This window comes from Solwaraspora sp. WMMA2059 (assembly GCF_027497315.1).
GTDB lineage: Bacteria > Actinomycetota > Actinomycetes > Mycobacteriales > Micromonosporaceae > Micromonospora_E.
On sequence record NZ_CP114908.1, the window covers coordinates 5,943,821 to 5,961,097 of the forward strand.

Genomic DNA, 17,277 nt, shown 5'->3' on the forward strand with positions numbered 1-17,277 from the left:
AACAGGAAACTGGTGCCGCCGAGGGCCCGGTGCCGGCCGACGTAGCGGCGGTTGGCGATCGGTTCAACCAGTGCGTTTAGCAGGCGGGTGACGGACATCTGTGCCTCCTGATGGCAACTGCAGCGCTTCTTGGGTTTTGCCCAATTTCTGCCTCTTGCACCGGGCAAAACGACCGTATTCCGGACAAGTGACGGCTGGTGGGCCGTGGGCTGCCCCGTTGCTGTCCTCGGTTTGCCAGACAACGTGCTTGTCGTTGGCTACCCGGGAGTAATACAGTGATGGTTACTGACCAGTAACAGCTGTTTGGAAGCGGGGCCGCCACGCGATGACCCACTACAAGAGCAACCTTCGGGACCTCGAGTTCAACCTGTTCGAGGTTTTCGGCGCCGACCGCACCTTCGGCCAGGCGCCCTACGCCGACCTGGACGTCGACACCGCCCGGAGCATCCTCAGCGAGGTCGAGCGGTTGGCCCGTGAGGAGCTTGCGCCCAGCTTCGTGCCGGGCGACCGCAATCCGCCGGTCTTCGATCCGGCCAGCCACTCGGTGACCCTGCCGCCCGAGTTCCGACGTTCGTTCGAGGCCTTCATGTCGGCCGAGTTCTGGCGGCTGGACCTGCCGGAAGAGCTCGGCGGCACCAACGCGCCACGGGCGTTGTGGTGGTCGCTGGCCGACCTGGTGCTCGGTTCCAACGCGCCGGTCTGGATGTACGCCTCCGGGCCGTCCTTCGCGCACACCCTCTACGTCGAGGGCACGCCGGAGCAGAAGGAGTGGGCCAAGCTCTTCGTCGAGCGGCAGTGGGCGTCGACGATGGTGCTGACCGAGCCGGACGCCGGCTCCGACGTGGGTGCCGGGCGCACCCGGGCGATTTCGCAGCCGGACGGTTCGTACCACATCGAAGGCGTCAAGCGCTTCATCACCAGCGGCGAGCACGACCTCAGCGAGAACATCATCCACTACGTGCTGGCCCGTCCGGTCGGTGTCGAGGGCGCCGGGGGTCCGGGTACCAAAGGGCTGTCGCTGTTCGTCGTGCCCAAGTACCACTTCGACGGGGCAACCGGTGAGCTGGGCGAGCGCAACGGCGTCTTCGCCACGAACGTCGAGCACAAGATGGGGCTGAAGGTCTCCACCACCTGCGAGCTCACCTTCGGTGAGCACGGGGTGCCGGCGAAGGGCTGGCTGCTCGGCGACGTGCACGACGGAATCCGGCAGATGTTCCTGATCATCGAGTACGCCCGGATGCTGGTCGGCACGAAGGCGATCGCCACCCTCTCCACCGGCTACCTCAACGCCCTCGAGTACGCCAAGAACCGGGTCCAGGGCGCCGATCTGCTGCAGATGACCGACAAGTCGGCACCGCGGGTGACCATCACCCACCACCCCGACGTCCGTCGGTCGCTGATGCTGCAGAAGTCGTACGCCGAGGGCCTGCGCGCGCTGGTCTGCTACACGGCCAGCTGGCAGGACAAGATCAACGTAGCCCGGGCGGCCGGCGACGAGGAGACCGTGCAGCTCGCCAAGCGGGTCAACGACCTGCTGCTTCCCCTGGTCAAGGGGTGTGGCTCGGAACGGGCGTACGAACTGCTCGGCCACGAGTCGCTGCAGACCTTCGGCGGCTCCGGCTTCCTGCAGGACTACCCACTGGAGCAGTACGTCCGGGATTCCAAGATCGACACCCTGTACGAGGGAACCACCGCGATCCAGAGCCTCGACCTGTTCTTCCGCAAGATCGTACGGGACAACGGCCAGTCGTTGATGGCGATCGCCGGCGAGATCCAGGCCTTCATCGCCGCCGAAGGTGGCAACGGCCAGCTCAAGGAGGAGCGCGCCGCGCTCGGCCGGGCGCTCGGCGAGGTGCAGAACATCCTCGGCGTGATGACCGGCTGGCTCGGCGAGGTGCAGAGCGGCGAGCCGCGCTCGCTGTACAAGGTCGGTCTGAGCAGCCGGCGACTGCTGCTGGCGCTCGGCGACGTGGTGATCGCCTGGTTGCTGCAGCGGCAGGCCGAAGTCGCCCTGACCGCGTTGGGCGGTGACGGGGTATCCGACGCCGACCAGAGCTTCTACCAGGGCAAGGTTGCTGCCGCCCGGTTCTTCGCCAGCGAGGTGCTGCCCCGGATCGGTGCCGACCGTCGGATCATCGCCGGAACCGGACTCGACCTGATGGACCTACCCGAGGACGCGTTCTGAGGAGACAACCAGAGGTTCCGCCGCCGCCGTTTCGAGCCCTCCCCGGCGGGTAGATCAGCAGGCGACCGCACAACTTGTAGCCACCGCACAAGGAGTGCACGCATGGGTATCGGCAGTGGAATCTTCCTCATCGCAATTGGCGCCATCCTGGCGTACGCCGTCCGGGCCGACGTCTGGTGGCTGGACGTGCGGGCCGTGGGCTGGGTGCTGATCCTGGCCGGGTTGGCGATCCTGCTCACCGTGCTCTGGTTCTGGAACGATCGCCGCCGCCGGGCCCGGACGGTCATCGTCGAGGAGAACAAGCTGGCCCATCCGGCGCAGATGGTGCCGCCGCCGGCGGAACCGCCGCAGCCGCCCAACTGACCACGTCGCCAACCTGACCACGTCGCCAAAGCTGACCGCGCCGCCAAACTGATTGGGCTGCGCGGTCAGCTGGTTCCAGCTGCCCGGGCGGTGTACGTGCGGGTCGCAGGTACCGCCTGCGGTCCGCACGCCGTCCACTCGCCGGTGAACTCGTGAGCGGCGATCCCACAGGTCCGCAGTCCGCTGTCGCTGGCACCGATCGGGTCGAGCAGCGCCGAGGCGTAGGAGACCGTCGGGTTGTGCCCGACGATCAACACCCGGGACACCGAGTCGTCCAACTGCCGCACCAGGTCGAGCAGGTCGACCGCGGTCCCGCCGTACAACCGGGGTTCGAACCGGGCGGGTGCCGGTGGACCCGCCGCCGCCACCTCCTGCCAGGTCTGCCTGGTGCGCCGGGCCGGCGAGCAGAGCACCAGCTGGGGCCAGAGCTGGTGTTCAGCCAGCCACTGCCCGGCGTGTGCCGCGTCCGAGTGTCCGCGCGGGGTGAGCCCGCGTTGCTCGTCTGCCATCTGTTCGGGCTGCTCCGCCTTCGCGTGCCGGAGCAGCACGATGCTGCGTCGGGTCATCAGTGCAGCTTGCCTGATTGAGTTCGCAAGCGCCTGGGTACATCCGTGCCCGCCGCTACCTCACAAGCGGCATCCGGCCGGCACGACGGTGCCGGCAACAGCCAAGGAGGTACGAAGTGGGCATCGGCGGAAGCATCTTCCTCATCGCCCTGGGCGCCATCCTGGCCTTCGCGGTCGAGGCCGAACTGGGCTTTCTCGACCTGACCACGGTCGGCTGGGTGTTGATGGTGGCCGGCGTGTTCGGGCTGGCCCTGACGTTGTGGTTCTGGCAGAGCCGCCGCCGTACGGTGGTGTCCCCGACCGCGCAGGACGAGCCGGCGCCGGCTGCCCCGGTCGAGTCGGACCGGGTCGTGGAGGAGCAGTACCGGGAGGTGCGTCGCCCGGGTGGCCCGGTGCGGCGGTGATCCGGACATCGAGCAGACCGCCACCCCCCGACGGAACAGGATCTCCGACGGCCCCGAGCCGGGTCCCCGGCGGGGTGGTGGCGGGTCAGGCGTAGAGCGCGAAGTAGATCGCGATGTGATGGCACAGCGCGGCGACGAGGGTGCAGGCATGGAAGAACTCGTGGTGGCCGAAGACGGTGGGCCACGGGTTGGGGCGGCGCAGCGCATAGAAGATCGCCCCGACGCTGTATACCGCGCCGCCGACGATCAGCAGGACCAGTGCGGTGACCCCGCCGTGCTGCAGGATGTCGGGTAGTACCACCACCGCGACCCAGCCGAGGGCGATGTAGAGCGGGGCTCCGGCCCAGCGCGGCAGATGCGGCCAGATCAGCTTCATCGCCACCCCGGCCAGCGCACCGACCCACACCACGGTCAGTAGGGTGGCGGCACTGCGTCCGGGCAGCAGGAGCAGGCAGAACGGTGTGTAGGTGCCGGCGATGAAGACGAAGATCATCGAATGGTCCAGGCGGCGCATGATCTGGTACGCCCGTTCCGACCAGACCCGGCGGTGGTAGAGCGCGCTGGTGCCGAACAGTCCGCACACCGTCAGGCTGTAGACGACGCAGCTGACCAGCGCGGTCCAGCCGGGTCGGGTGGCGGCCAGTGCACAGAGCACGATGCCGCTGACCAGGGCCACGAAGAATGCGTACGTGTGCAGCCAGCCGCGCATCCGGGGTTTGCCGATGTCGACCGGCTTGAGGCGAAGGGGCGCTTCGGTGGTCACCAGATAAGGTTACGGCACCGTAGGTTACCCGCTGGTAGTGAGTCGCCTCACGTCCGCCTCCTGCCCAGCTGACGTCCGGCGGCCGACAATGAACCCATGCGGATACTTCCGGTCGGCCGGCACGCGCTACTGCTCGAATGGGCGGCATCGGCTGGCACCGTGCAACCCGGGGACAGCGAACCCGGCCCGGTCGACGCTTGGCGCGCCGAGCTGAGCCGGCGCCGTGAACTCGGCGACCTGCGGGTGGCCGAGATCGTCCCCGGAGCCCGGACCATCCTGCTCGACGGCCTGCCGGACCCCGCGCTGACCGCCAGCCAACTGGCCGGCTGGCAACCGGCGGCGGCCGAGGCCGTCGACGACACCGGATGGCGGATCACAGTACCGGTCCGGTTCGACGGTCCCGACCTGACCGACGTCGCCGGGCAGTGGGGGGTCGCCGTCGCCGACGTCGTGGACCAGCTGACCCGGATCGAGTTCACCGTGGCGTTCTGCGGCTTCGCGCCCGGCTTCGGATACCTGACCGGCCTGCCCAGGCGATGGCGCGTGTCCCGCCGAGCCACGCCACGCCCCGCCGTCCCGGCCGGCTCGGTTGCCCTGGCCGGTGAATATGCCGGCATCTACCCGACTGCGTCGCCCGGCGGCTGGCAGTTGGTCGGGCGTACCGACCTGGTGCTGTTCGACCTGGGGCGGGAGCCGCCCGCGACGTTGACCCCCGGCACCCGGGTCCGGCTGACCGCCACCGGGCCGACCACCGCACCCGGGCCGGTCGCGCCGCAGGCTCCGGCCGGAAACGGGGCGGACCGATGATCGAGGTGATCCGGGCCGGCGCGCTCACCACCGTGCAGGACCGCGGCCGGTACGGCTGGGCGCACCTGGGCGTACCTCGGGCCGGTGCGCTCGACCAGCCGGCGTTGGCGCTGGCCAACCGGCTGGTCGGCAACCCGCCCGACGCCGCCGGTCTGGAGATCACCCTGACCGGCTGCACGCTGCGGTTGCGCACCGGCGGCTGGGTCGCGCTCGCCGGGGCGCCGGCAACGGTCCGGATCGCCGGCCGGTCCGGTGGCTTCCTCACCTCGACGCCGGTACCACCGGACGCCGTGGTCGAGATCGGCCCGACCCGGTACGGCGTCCGCAGCTATCTCGCGGTCGCCGGCGGGATCGCCGTACCGGCGGTGCTCGGTAGCCGGTCCACCGACACGCTCGCCGGCATCGGACCGCCGACCGTACGCGACGGCGATGTGCTGCCGGTCGGCACCGCACCGCCGCCAGCGGCGCTGGGCCGGGCTGCGGCCGACGCGGTGCCCTGGTCCGCGCCGGTCGTTCCGGTCCGGCTCGCCGTCCGGCTCGGGCCACGGGCGGACTGGTTCACCGACGAGGCGGTCCAGCGGCTGCTCACCACCGGGTACGAGGTCAGCCCGTTGAGCAACCGGATCGGTGTCCGACTGACCGGCGCGCCGCTCACCCGGTCCGTCCGCGACGAACTCCCCAGCGAAGGGCTGGTGCTCGGCGCGGTCCAGGTCCCCGCCGACGGCCAGCCACTGGTCTTCCTCGCCGACCATCCGACCACCGGCGGATACCCGGTGGTCGGTGTCGTCGACGACGTCACCCCGCTGGCCCAGGCACGGCCCGGTACTACTGTGCGGTTCCATGGATCTCAACGCGGACCTCGGTGAGGGCTTCGGTATCTGGCGACTCGGCGACGACGAGGTGTTGCTGGACGTGGTGACCTCCGCGAACGTCGCCTGCGGTTTCCACGCCGGCGACCCGGTGACGATGCGCCGGATCTGCGCGGCCGCCGCCGAACGGGCCGTCGCCGTCGGAGCCCAGGTCGGCTACCGCGACCTGGCCGGCTTCGGGCGGCGACGGATCGACTACCGCTTTGACGAGTTGCGCGACGACGTGCTCTACCAGATCGCCGCGCTGGACGGCTTCTGCCGGGTGGCCGGGACCCGGGTCCGCTACGTCAAGCCGCACGGCGCGCTGTACAACACGGCCTGCGTGGACGAGGCGCAGGCCGCCGCCGTCGTCGCCGCGGTGGCCGACTACGACCCCGCGCTGCCGGTCCTCTGCCTGCCCGGCTCGGTCCTCGGGCAGCTCGCCACCGGTGCCGGGCTGCGGGCGGTCGGCGAGGGTTTCGCCGACCGTGGCTACCTGCCCGACGGTCGGCTGGTGCCCCGATCGGACCCGGGCGCGTTGCTCGGCGACCCCGACAAGGTCGTCGGGCAGGCGGTGTCCCTGACCCGGCGGCACAGCGTCACGGCCACCGACGGCAGCACCGTCACCAGCCCGGTCGAGTCGATCTGCCTGCACGGTGACACGCCCGGCGCGGTGGAGCTGGCCGGACGGATTCGCGCCGCACTGCTCGCGGACGGTCAACGCCTCGCCGCCTTCGTCTGACCGACGGTCAGTGTGAGTCGACTCCGCGCAGGATCAGCGGCAACCGACCCGCACCGGCCGGGTCGATCCGTACCGGCACTCCCCAGTCCTGCCTGGTCAGGTGGCAGGCGGCGTGCTCGGCGTCGGCGTCGCATGTCGCCGCCTGGGCGACCACCTGCAGCACGCCAGCGGCCACCGCCGGGTCGATGACCAGCCGCCGGGTCAGCCCGGTGTCGCTGCCTGCCCCGTCGAGCAGCAGCTCCGGTGGATCGGCCGAGACCTCCAGCCGGGTCGCCGGGCCGAAACTGGCATCCAGCTTCTGACCGGGCGCCGGAGTGAACACCACCTCGAGCGACAGTTCACCCGGTGCGATCAGCGTCGGTGGCCGTTCGGCGCGGCGCCGGGCACCGACGACCGTGGCGCCGGCCGCCGACAGGGCACCCGGTGCCAGCCGGGTGAGCCGGTGTGCCGCCGACTCCACCACCCAGACGGTGCCGTCCGTGGTAACCAGCACGTCACTCGGCTCCGCCAGACCGTCGGTCACCGTGGACACCCGGTCGGTGGCGGGGTCGTAGCGGCGGACGGCGCCGTTGTAGGTGTCCGCCACCAGCACTGAACCGTCCGCGAGCGCGCACACGCCGAGCGGATGTTGCAGCAGCGCGTCGGCCGCCGCGCCGTCGACCTGGCCGAAGTCGAACAGGCCCTGCCCGACGACGGTACGCAGCTCGCCGTCGGCGAGCCGGCGCAGCGCACTGGTCTCGCTGTCGGCGATCCACAGCTGGTGGCCGTCGACACTGGTGGCGAGGCCGGACGGCTGGGCCAGCCAGACGTCCGGGATCGGGCCGTCGCGCAGCGACTCCACGGTGGTGCCGGCGTACATGCCGGTGGTGCGGGTCGCCGGGTCGAACCACCAGAGCTGGTGGATGCCGGCCATGGCGACGATCACTTTGCCGTCGTACCAGGCCAGGTCCCAGGGCGAGGAGAGGTCGACGGCGCGGGCGTCGTGCGGGTGGTAGTCCACCGTCGAGCGCCACTGGCGGCCGGAGCCGGCGACCGTGCGTACCTCCCCGGTGGCGTACCGCAGGCCACGCAGCAGATGGTTGACGGTGTCCGCGACCACGATGTCGTACCCGGCCACGGCGGCGACGTCGGCCGGTAGCCGGAGCAGACCTTGCGGTTCGCTGAACGTCGCGGACCGGGCGGATCCGTCGGCACCGCCGCGCTCGCCGGTGCCGATCCGACGACGGACGGTCTCGCCGTCTGGTTCGAGCTCGACCAGCTGATGCCGGGCCGAGTCGGAGACCAGCAGGGCCCCGTCGTCGAGCGCCACCGCCTTGCCGGGGAAGCGCAGGGTGGTGTCGGCCGGCGTCGGCGGCAGGTACGGGCCGTCGCCTCGGCGTAGCGTGCCCTTCGCCTCGTGCGTCCGGATCAGCTGGTCGATCTCCCTGGACAGACCATCGGCGTGTCCCTCGCCGGCCATGGTGGCGACGACGTAGCCCTCCGGGTCGACCAGTACCAGGGTCGGCCAGGCCCGAGCGGCGTACTGCTGCCACATGTCCAGCTCCGGGTCGTCGAGCACCGGGTGGCTCACCCCGTACCGTTCCACGGCGGCCGCCACCGCCGCCGGATCCCGCTCGTGGGCGAACTTCGGCGAGTGAATCCCGATCACCACCAGGACGTCGGCGTACCTCTCCTCCAGCGGCCGCAGTTCGTCCAGTACGTGCAGACAGTTGACGCAGCAGAAGGTCCAGAAGTCCAGCAGGACGATACGTCCACGCAGCTCCCGTAGGCCGATGTCACGGCCATCGGTGTTCAGCCACTGTCGACCGTTGAGCTCGGGCGCCCGGACGCGAGGCGCGGTCACTCGGTGGCTTCCTCGCCAACGTCCGCGCTGCCCTCCGGGTCCGGTTCGGTTGCTGCGGCCTGCAGGCAGAGGACCTGGGCCCGGCCCGAGTCCGCCGGGATCTCGATGTGCGGGGCGGTCGGGTCGTCGCACTGGTCGATCTGGTCGACCTTGGCAATGATTTGATACGCGCCCGGCTCAGCGCAGTCGGCCGATGCGGCGGTGTTGCCCGACTGTTTCACACAGTCGCCGACGGCCGGGTTGAACGGCTGATCTCCTGGCCGGGTGATGAGCCAGACCAGCGACATCGGGATTCCCACCAGCAGCACGGCGGCGACGAAAACCGCGACGAGGACCCGTCCGTTGCGGACCTGGGGGGCCGGCTCCGCTTCGGCCTCGTCGGCGGCCGGTTCTGCTGCATCCGGCCGGAACGCGTCAAACCGGTTCTGCTCCGGATCGGGCGGCCCCCACTGGCCGGCCGGCGGGGCGCCGTCGGCAGCCGGTGAAGCTCCTGGCTGGCCGGGGCCGGGCGGGTGCTGCCGGTCACCTGTGCCGGGGCGGTTCCAGTGACCCGCCCCGGCGTTGCCGGAGTCGACGAGGTCTCCGTACGGCGGCGCACCGGCTGGTCGGTAGCCCTGCGCCGACTCCGGCGGTGAGCTGGGCTGGATGTGCGCCCCGGCGCTCAGGTGCGGCAGTGCGAGCGCAGCAGCGTCGGGGCCGGCGCCGTCCGGTGCCCCGTCCGGCGTCGGCCGGGCACCGAACGGAGGCGCGACCTGTCCGGGGCGACGTGGTGTCAGCGGAGGCAGCCCGGGGTTGTGCTCCGGCATGGGGACCGGCGAGCCGGGTGGTGCGAACGGAACGCCGTTCTGGCCGGACTGGTGGGGACGCTGGCCGAACTGTTCGGGGTGCTGCTCGGCGGCTGGCTCGGCGTTGTTGACCGGCCGGCCGTAGACGCGGGGTTGGGCCGGTGCCCGACCGGTGGGCAGCGCAGCCGGATCCGTCGGCGGGGCGACCCGGCTGGTGCTGGGCACGGCTGCGGTGGCGGTTACCGCTCGGCTCGTGCCGCCGGTTGCCGCGACCGCTGGGCGGTGCTGCTCGGCTCCGGGACCAGCCTGTACGGGCGGCCCGGCGGTCGGCGCCGGCCGGTCGCCGACCGGCTCCGGGCTGCCGGCTTCGCCGCCAGGTTGCCCGGAACCGGGGAAGCCCGGGTGGGCGTCGGCAAGTGCCGGCTCGGGGTACGGACCACGTTGTTGCGGTACGTGTGGGGCCTGCTGCGGCGGGTGCGGGGCCTGCTGCGGTGGTACGTGTGGGGCCCGCAGCGGATCGGGCGGCATCGGGGCACCGCCGAGCGCGGCGGCCAGCGATGCACCGGGCACCCGTGTCTCCTGGGGCGGCAGTGGCGTCGGGCCGGACGGCGAGAAAGGTAGCGCACCGCTGGGCCGCGGCGACTCCGACGGCGGACCCGGAGCGAATCGCGGTGGTTCCGGTGGCTCGGGTTGCTGCTGCGCTTCCGGTCGGCGGAACGGCTCGGGCTGCTGTTGCGGCTCCGGCTGACGCTGCGGTAGTTCGCCGAACCCTGCGGCGGCCGGCGGCACGGCCGGGGGTGGCGGGGCGGGAGCCGGCGTCGCGGGTCGCTCCGGGTCGGTCCGCCAGGCTTGCTGGGGCGACCAGGGCTCGGCCGCCGGAATGCTAGGCGCCGGAATGCCGGGTGGGGCAGGGTAGGGCGGCGGCGCCGGGTAGCCGGCGCCGCCCGGCTGGTCGCCGGATCCGGTCCGCCAACCGCCACCGGCCAGTGCCCACTGCTCGGGTTGGTGTCCGGCACCCGGGTCGCCGGGATCGGGGGCCGCGCCGCGTTGCGGCTGGCTGCTGCCGTATGGCGCGGGTCCGCCGACACCCGCCTCCTCCGGCTCCTGGCCAGGATGCTGCGTGCCCTCGGACGTCATGTGCGCCTCCTCCATGACATGTCAGCCGCGCCGGTGCCGCCGACCTGGCTGGTCGGTCGACCAGGGACACCGGCGGACCGGCCGGGCGGGCTCACCCGACCTGCGGTGGCTCTGCTGCCACCGTGGCCAGGCGGGCCCGGCTGGCTGTCTGCACTACCAGCCTGGGTGTGCCGGCTGGCCGTCCGGCGGCTGCCGACCGGTTCTGGTCTCCAGCGCGCCGGATCGACCCGACGGCGACCGAGCCCACCGTACCGGGCGATCCCGCAACGGAGGAATCCTGGTGCCGTCGAAGTGGCGGAGGTGTCGCGGGACGGCGGACCGTGACGGCGGTCCGTTCAGCTGTGGTAGCGCTGTGCGATGGCGCGGATCTCGTCGCGTACGGCGGCCGAGTCAGTGGAGCGCAGCGCCCGCTCCAGGGCGCGGGTTCGGCGGCTGGCTTCCCGGTGGCGGCGGATGCGATCGATCATGGACATGGTGCTCTCCTGTGGATCTCTTGTCGACCGCTTCGGCGGTCAACTCAAGTGAAGCGCACCTGAGCCCAGCTTGCCAATGATTCTTAGGTGAGTGTCGCCACTAGCCTAAGAATCCACGACCTGCACGGGTTTGATCCGAGGATACTTAATGGTGCTACGGAAACGGCGTCGCCACCGGTGACGGTGGCGACGCCGTTCGTGGTCGCGTCAGGGGTCGGCGGTCAGGTCCAGGCGAGCAGTGCCGCCTCCGGGTCGGTCAGGAACGCTCCGACGTCGCGTAGGAAGGCGGAGCCGAGTGCGCCGTCGATGATCCGGTGGTCGAACGACAGCGCCAGGGTCGCTACTTGGCGTATCCGAATCTTCTCCTTGTGTACCCAGGGTGCCTTGCGGATCGTGCCGATCGCGAGGATCGCCGACTCGCCCGGCGGGAGGATCGGAGTGCCACTGTCCACTCCGAACACCCCGACGTTGGTGACGGTCATCGTGCCGCCGGCCATGTCGGCCGGCGCGGTCCGCCCCGCCTTCGCAGTCCGAACCAGGTCGGCCATCGCCTCGGCAAGCTCCCGAGTGGTCAGCCGCCCAGCGTCCTTGATGTTCGGCACGATCAGGCCCCGTTCGGTCGCCGCCGCGATGCCGAGGTTCACGTACTCCTTGACCACGATCTCGTCGCCGGCCCAGGTGGAGTTCACCATCGGGTGCCGGCGTGCCGCCAGCAGCATCGCCCGGGCCACCATCAGCAACGGCGAGACCTTGATCCCCTGCCAGTCGGGCTGGCTCCGGATCCGGTCCAGTGCCTTCACCGATCTGGTCAGGTCGACGGTGAGGAACTCGGTGACGTGCGGCGCGGTGAACGCCGACGCGACCATGTTCTCCGCAGTCAACCTGCGTACCCCTCTGACCGGGATCCGCTGTTCGCGGTCGGAGGCGGACAGCGGTACGGCGGGCCCGGTCTGCGCCGACCCGTTTCGTGCCTCGCCGGCCCGGAGTACGTCGACCCGGGTGACCGAGCCGAGCGGACCGCTCCCGCGCAGCCCGGCCAGGTCGACTCCGAGGTCCCGGGCGAGTTTGCGCACCGGTGGCTTGGCCAGCGCCTTCGTCACCGGCCCGGTTGGGCCTGGTCCGGCCGGTACCGGTTCAGCCGGTGCCGGCTCGGCCGTCAGCTGGCCGGCCGACGCCGACGCCACTTCGGCCGGCTGAGTCGGTTCACCGGTGGTGCGGCGGGGCCGGCGCTTGGCCGCAGTGGTCCGCGGGCCGTAGCCGACCAGCACGGCGGTCCGACCACCGGGTGCCGGCCCGCCGATCATGCCCGGCTCGATCGCACCGCTGGTCGGCGGGATCTCCGGCTGTGGCGGTTCGGGTCGGGACGGGGCTGGGCCGGTCGGTTCAGCGGCGGGGCCGGCGGCCGGCTCGGTGTCGATCGCGATGATCGCCGTGCCGACCTCGACTGTGGCACCTTCCGGGTGGAAGATGGCCTGCACCCGCCCGCCCCATTTGGCGGGGATCTCTACCGCGGCCTTCGCGGTCTCCACCTCGACGATCGGCTGGTTCAGCTCGATGACGTCGCCGACCCCGACGAGCCACTTGAGGATTTCTCCCTCGGTGAGGCCTTCGCCGAGATCAGGCAGGTCGAACTGTTTGATCCGAGACATCGGCGCTCACCAACCGAACGCGCGGTCGACGGCGTCGAGTACCCGGTCCAGGTCCGGCAGGTACTCCTCTTCCAGGCGGGCAGCCGGGTACGGCGTGTTGAAGCCGCCCACCCGCAGGACCGGCGCCTCCAGGGAGTAGAAGCATTCCTCGGTGATCCGGGCGGCGATCTCGGCACCGAGACCGAGGTTTGTCGGCGCCTCGTGCACCACCACGCAACGGCCGGTCCGCCGGACCGACTCGTACGTACCGGCCAGGTCCAGCGGGGACAGTGACCGCATGTCGATCACCTCGAGTTCGCGGCCCTCCTCGGCGGCGGCGGTCGCCGCGTCCAGCGCGGTGCGTACCATCGGCCCGTACGCCAGGACCGTCGCGTCGCTGCCGGGCCGCACTGTGCGGGCGGCGTGCAGCGGGTACGCCGTACCCGGTGGTGCCTCCAGCTCGACCGGCGCCTTTTCCCAGTACCGCCGCTTCGGCTCCAGGAAGATGATCGGGTCGTCGGAGAACACCGCCTGCTGGATCATCGTGTAGGCGTCCTGCGGGTTGGAGCAGGCGACGACCTTCAGCCCGGCGGTGTGCGAGAAGTACGCCTCAGGCGACTCGGAGTGGTGCTCCACCGCACCGATACCGCCGCCGAACGGGATCCGGATCACGATCGGAAGCTTCACCTTGCCCTGCGACCGGTAGTGCATCTTGGCCACCTGGGACACGATCTGGTCGTACGCCGGGTAGACGAAGCCGTCGAACTGAATCTCGCAGATCGGGCGGAAGCCGCGGATGGCCAGGCCGACGGCGGTGCCGATGATTCCGGACTCGGCCAGCGGGGTGTCGATCACCCGGTCCTCGCCGAAGTCCTTCTGCAGGCCGTCGGTGATCCGAAAGACGCCGCCGAGCTTGCCGACGTCCTCGCCCATCAGGACGACCTTGCTGTCGCTGTCGAGCGCCCTGCGTAGCCCGGCGTTGAGCGCCTTGCCGAGAGTGAGTGTCTCAGCCATCAGTGCGACCCTCCCTCGAACGATGCCAGGTACCGCTCGAACTGGGCCCGCTCGGTGTCGAGCAGCGGCGAGCCGTGCGCGTACACGTGATCGAAGAGCGCGCCGGGCTGCGGGTCGGGCATGCTCAGCACCCGCTCCCGCAGGTGCACCGCGTCCCGCTTGGCCTGCGCGTCGACCTCGGCGAAGAAGTCGGCATCGGCGATCTGCTGCTTCTCCAGGAAGGCGCGGACCCGGGCGATCGGGTCCTTGGCCTGCCACGCCTCCACCTCGCTGGCGATCCGGTACCGGGTCGGGTCGTCGGAGGTGGTGTGCGCCCCCATCCGGTACGTGTACGCCTCGATCAGCGTCGGACCCTGCCCGTGCCGGGCGTTGTCCAGCGCGGTCCGGGTCACCGCGTAGCTGGCCAGCACGTCGTTGCCGTCCACCCGTACGCCCGGGAAGCCGAAGCCGGACGACCGCTGGTAGAGCGGGATCCTGGTCTGTCGTTCGAGGGGTTCGGAAATCGCGTACTGGTTGTTCTGACAGAAGAAGACGATCGGCGCGTTGAAGACGCTGGACCAGACGAAGGCTTCGTTGACGTCACCCTGCGCCGACGCCCCGTCACCGAAGTACGCGATGACCGCCTCGCCGTCGTCGCCGCCGACCTTGCCGTCCATGGTGATGCCCATGGCGTAGCCGGTGGCGTGCAGCGTCTGGGCGCCGATCACGATCGTGTACATGTTGAACTTGAACTCGTTCGGATCCCAGCCACCCTGGTCGACCCCGCGGAACAACCCCAGCGGCATGATCGGGTCGATGCCGCGGCAGTAGAGCACACCGTGTTCGCGGTAGGTGGGAAACGCCATGTCCTGAGCGCGCAGCGCCCGTCCGGAGCCGACCTGCGCGGCCTCCTGACCGAGCAGGCTCGCCCAGATGCCCAGTTCGCCCTGGCGCTGCAGGGCGGTCGCCTCGGCGTCGAGTTTCCGCACCACGACGAGGTCCCGGTAGAGGGCACGGTACTCGGCGTCGGTGAAGTCGACCGTGTACTGCGTGCCGTCGGGGCCGGTCACCCGGTCGATCCGTTCGCCGTCCGGAGTCAGCAGCTGCACCAACTCCGGATCGGCGGCGTTCTTGCTGACGCGCCGTCGAGCCGCGGCCGGTCTGGCACGGGTCGCTGTCCCGCGCTCGCCTTTCGCCATCCGTCTCTCCCATCGCTCGTGCGTGGCAGCGGGGGTGTCCCGACCGCGCAGCTCGTCCCGCTGCCGGCTGCTGCCGGTGCAGGTCCTCTCACCGCGCCTGGCCCGGGTCAGGGTTGCCGCGCGGCACGGGCCGGGTTCTGGCTGGACCCGGTCCGGGAGGGACGTCATCGAGTCGTGCCCGCCGCGGTAGAGGCGGAGGCAGCGGCTGCGGTGCCGTCCGGTCCATATTCGCATTGGAGGTGAGGGGTGTCATAGGTCGGTCCGGGCATGCAGGTGCGATGTCCGCGTTGCGCGGAACTTGTAGCCTCGCGCTGCGTTCGGCCGAGTGTGACTCATCCGTCCGGTTCTGATAACACGATGTATTGAACTGGAAAACTTTCTGTCACTGCTTCACTATGTATCCAGAACCGGTGATCTGTAGGACCGTGGATCGACCGGAGGCCATACCGATGAGGAGTCCAGCCGTGCTGCTGCCGCAGGATCGCCTGGCCCGGCCCACCGGGGTGGACGGACCTGCCCGGCGGTTCGCGTTGATCGTGGCGTTGCTGGTGCTGACCGCCTCGTTGCCGCTGCTGGCGACGCTCGGCGCGGGTTCGGCGACGGTGGCCGGGGGTGGCCCGGCCACGGTGCTGCCGCTGATCGGCCAGCCGGGCGGCGGACCGATCATCGTGCATCCGCTGCCGCACCCGACCCCGTCCGGACCGGTCGAGCCGACCGGCGGGGACGGTACCGACCAGGACGCATCGATGGATCGTCGTGCCGGCGGCCGGGACGGACCTTCCACCGGCACCCGGCGCGACAGCGGGGGCGGACCGTCGGATCGTGACCGGCCGGCCCCGGGCGCACCGGCGGACTCCGATGGTCCAGCACCGACGACCCCCAGCGATCCAGGATCGGAACAGCCACCGTCCGGCACTCCGGACGACCCGCCGCCCGTCACCGACGTCGACCCCGACATCGACCCGGATCCCGGTCCGTCCCCGACACCGTCGCCGGATCCGGACGTCGACCCGGACGTCGACCCGGACATCGATCCGTCGCCGGATCCCGATCCGTCCCCGACGCCGTCGCCGAATCCAGATGTGGATCCGGACATCGATCCGGACATCGATCCGGACATCGATCCGGACATCGATCCGGACATCGATCCGTCGCCGACGTCGACCCCGGACCCCGACGTGGATCCGGACCCGACGCCGGATCCGTCCTGCAGCCCGCAGCCGTCGGACGCGGCATAACCGGATAGACCCGTCAGGATCCGCCCTGCTCGTCGGCGAGTCGTTGCCGGTTGGCCTCGATCCAGGCGTCGAGCGCCTGCGGATCGTTGAGGTCGACACCCTCGGCAAGGAGTTGGGCGACTGCGGCCGTGGCGGGGCTGCGGCGCTCCCCGGTGGTGTAGAGACGGACGAACTCCGGCACCATCTCGGCGATCGCGGCGTCCATCTGGCTGAACGCCGCTGCCGGTAGACCGCGCTGCCGGCCGGCGTACGCGGACCAGCCGCGGACCACGCCGGGCAGCATGGCCGCGTCGTCGATGTCCAGCACCGCCCGGCGGTGCACCCAGTCCAGCAGGAACATGCCAGCCACCGCCGGGCTCCAGCGCATCGGGTCGGGGTCGAGCAGGCTCGCCGAGTGGTCGAGCACCAGGCTCAGGCAGAAGTGCAGCGAGGCGAGGTCGGCGTCGCCGGCCGCGTCCAGACCGAACCGCTTGGCCTCGGCAGACGCGAGGAACTCCCGCACCAGGACGGTCCGCCGGTCGGCGGGCAGCGGGTCGTCCGGCGCCAGCGCCACGGTCCGCAGCGGCGCGGGCAGTACGGCGAGCCGCGCGCCGACCAACGCCCGGTCGGTGGCGAGCGACCCCTCGCCGGGCAACTCGCCCAGCCCGTCGGTGATCGCCAGGTGCCGGCTCACCTCACCGCGCAGGACCCGGGGATCCTCTTCACGGAACCAGGTCAGCTCGTCGTTGGCGCACATCTGCCGGACCTGACCGAGGACCCGCTCGGCCGGACCGCCGACGAAGACATCCTTGGTGATGCCGATGTTGTGGTCGACCAGCGCCACCATCGCGTGTTCGGGGCCGCCGAGCTCGTCGTCGTAGGCGAAGGTGGCCAGGTACGAGGTCTGGTCGCCGTACACGTCGCCGTACGCGTAGCTGCCGGTCAGCCGGACCCGGCCCAACCGGTCCGACCAGGGCGGCGCGGTCTTGCCGACCTTCACCGCGGCGGCGCCCGCCGCCTCCGGCACCAGCCGGGCGAAGACGGTACGGATGGTGGTAGCGGCGGCGGCGCGCCGGCGGGTGGTGGCGGCGAGAAAACCGCCGACGAACTCCCGGACCGCATCGGCGCGGTCCGTCTCCGCCACCGCGTACACGCTGCCGAGCAGGGCGGCGCCGAGCATCTCCGCGTCGAGTGCACACTCCAACTTGGTCACGTCACGGGCGGCGGCGAGCACCGCTTCGTAGGGGGTTTCAGGCGTGGCCATGAATCGACCCTACGCCGTGCTGCGGCGGGTGGCATCACCTGTGCGTTACATGTCGGGCAC

The 17,277-nt window shown here is 71.0% G+C and carries 16 protein-coding genes; 7 read left to right on the forward strand and 9 right to left on the reverse strand.

Going from position 1 to position 17,277, the window contains the following annotated elements:
* The first annotated feature begins 325 nt into the window (after nucleotides 1-325).
* Both O7553_RS27375 and O7553_RS27380 read left to right on the forward strand, forming a co-directional pair.
* Nucleotides 326-2,185: an acyl-CoA dehydrogenase gene (locus tag O7553_RS27375; protein ID WP_281552436.1), complete on the forward strand. Its 1,860-nt coding sequence runs from the start codon at nucleotides 326-328 to the stop codon at nucleotides 2,183-2,185.
* A gap of 102 nt (nucleotides 2,186-2,287) precedes the next feature.
* Nucleotides 2,288-2,548 carry a DUF6458 family protein gene (locus tag O7553_RS27380; RefSeq protein ID WP_123606537.1) on the forward strand — a complete coding sequence of 87 codons (261 nt, stop codon included), beginning with the start codon at nucleotides 2,288-2,290 and terminating at the stop codon, nucleotides 2,546-2,548.
* Between the two features lie 65 nt (nucleotides 2,549-2,613).
* Here O7553_RS27380 and O7553_RS27385 read toward each other — a convergent pair whose 3' ends face one another.
* Nucleotides 2,614-3,114 carry a histidine phosphatase family protein gene (locus O7553_RS27385; protein WP_281552437.1) on the reverse strand — a complete coding sequence of 167 codons (501 nt, stop codon included), beginning with the start codon at nucleotides 3,112-3,114 and terminating at the stop codon, nucleotides 2,614-2,616.
* A 116-nt stretch (nucleotides 3,115-3,230) separates the two neighbouring features.
* Here O7553_RS27385 and O7553_RS27390 point away from each other — a divergent pair, with 116 nt between their 5' ends.
* Nucleotides 3,231-3,518, forward strand: a complete 288-nt coding sequence (locus tag O7553_RS27390; protein WP_281552438.1) for a DUF6458 family protein — start codon at nucleotides 3,231-3,233, stop codon at nucleotides 3,516-3,518.
* A gap of 85 nt (nucleotides 3,519-3,603) precedes the next feature.
* On the opposite strand, the gene O7553_RS27395 is transcribed toward O7553_RS27390, so the two are convergent.
* Nucleotides 3,604-4,281: a hemolysin III family protein gene (locus tag O7553_RS27395; protein ID WP_278172704.1), complete on the reverse strand. Its 678-nt coding sequence runs from the start codon at nucleotides 4,279-4,281 to the stop codon at nucleotides 3,604-3,606.
* 96 nt (nucleotides 4,282-4,377) lie between these two features.
* Here O7553_RS27395 and O7553_RS27400 point away from each other — a divergent pair, with 96 nt between their 5' ends.
* From O7553_RS27400 to O7553_RS27410, 3 genes are read left to right on the forward strand one after another with little or no spacing between them, the layout of a single operon-like run.
* Complete coding sequence (locus O7553_RS27400; RefSeq protein WP_281552439.1) at nucleotides 4,378-5,088, forward strand: allophanate hydrolase subunit 1; 711 nt, start codon at nucleotides 4,378-4,380, stop codon at nucleotides 5,086-5,088.
* Nucleotides 5,085-5,954 (forward strand): biotin-dependent carboxyltransferase family protein, encoded by an 870-nt coding sequence (locus O7553_RS27405; protein ID WP_281552440.1) that lies wholly within the window; start codon nucleotides 5,085-5,087, stop codon nucleotides 5,952-5,954. Before O7553_RS27400 ends, O7553_RS27405 begins: the two co-directional genes overlap by 4 nt.
* The gene (locus O7553_RS27410) at nucleotides 5,929-6,678 is read left to right on the forward strand and encodes a 5-oxoprolinase subunit PxpA (protein ID WP_281552441.1); all 750 of its coding nucleotides are present in this window, start codon (nucleotides 5,929-5,931) and stop codon (nucleotides 6,676-6,678) included. The genes O7553_RS27405 and O7553_RS27410 overlap by 26 nt, the downstream gene beginning before the upstream one ends.
* A 7-nt stretch (nucleotides 6,679-6,685) precedes the next feature.
* Here O7553_RS27410 and O7553_RS27415 read toward each other — a convergent pair whose 3' ends face one another.
* The 6 genes from O7553_RS27415 to pdhA all read right to left on the reverse strand — a co-directional run bounded on the left by O7553_RS27415 (nucleotide 6,686) and on the right by pdhA (nucleotide 14,736).
* Entirely contained in the window at nucleotides 6,686-8,521 is a 1,836-nt protein-coding gene (locus O7553_RS27415) for an NHL domain-containing thioredoxin family protein (protein WP_281552442.1), read from the reverse strand.
* On the reverse strand, nucleotides 8,518-10,443 hold the full coding sequence (locus tag O7553_RS27420; RefSeq protein ID WP_281552443.1) for a hypothetical protein: 1,926 nt from the start codon (nucleotides 10,441-10,443) through the stop codon (nucleotides 8,518-8,520). The genes O7553_RS27415 and O7553_RS27420 overlap by 4 nt, the downstream gene beginning before the upstream one ends.
* 335 nt (nucleotides 10,444-10,778) lie before the next feature.
* On the reverse strand, nucleotides 10,779-10,916 hold the full coding sequence (locus O7553_RS27425; RefSeq protein ID WP_199758042.1) for a hypothetical protein: 138 nt from the start codon (nucleotides 10,914-10,916) through the stop codon (nucleotides 10,779-10,781).
* Nucleotides 10,917-11,137: 221 nt separating this feature from the next.
* On the reverse strand, nucleotides 11,138-12,565 hold the full coding sequence (locus tag O7553_RS27430) for a dihydrolipoamide acetyltransferase family protein (protein ID WP_281552444.1): 1,428 nt from the start codon (nucleotides 12,563-12,565) through the stop codon (nucleotides 11,138-11,140).
* A gap of 6 nt (nucleotides 12,566-12,571) precedes the next feature.
* The gene (locus O7553_RS27435; protein ID WP_281555777.1) at nucleotides 12,572-13,561 is read right to left on the reverse strand and encodes an alpha-ketoacid dehydrogenase subunit beta; all 990 of its coding nucleotides are present in this window, start codon (nucleotides 13,559-13,561) and stop codon (nucleotides 12,572-12,574) included.
* On the reverse strand, nucleotides 13,558-14,736 hold the full coding sequence (gene pdhA / locus O7553_RS27440; RefSeq protein ID WP_281552445.1) for a pyruvate dehydrogenase (acetyl-transferring) E1 component subunit alpha: 1,179 nt from the start codon (nucleotides 14,734-14,736) through the stop codon (nucleotides 13,558-13,560). Before pdhA ends, O7553_RS27435 begins: the two co-directional genes overlap by 4 nt.
* A 449-nt stretch (nucleotides 14,737-15,185) precedes the next feature.
* Here pdhA and O7553_RS27445 point away from each other — a divergent pair, with 449 nt between their 5' ends.
* Nucleotides 15,186-15,974: a hypothetical protein gene (locus O7553_RS27445; RefSeq protein ID WP_281552446.1), complete on the forward strand. Its 789-nt coding sequence runs from the start codon at nucleotides 15,186-15,188 to the stop codon at nucleotides 15,972-15,974.
* A 13-nt stretch (nucleotides 15,975-15,987) separates the two neighbouring features.
* On the opposite strand, the gene O7553_RS27450 is transcribed toward O7553_RS27445, so the two are convergent.
* Nucleotides 15,988-17,217 (reverse strand): hypothetical protein, encoded by a 1,230-nt coding sequence (locus tag O7553_RS27450; RefSeq protein ID WP_281552447.1) that lies wholly within the window; start codon nucleotides 17,215-17,217, stop codon nucleotides 15,988-15,990.
* Between the last annotated feature and the right edge of the window lie 60 nt (nucleotides 17,218-17,277).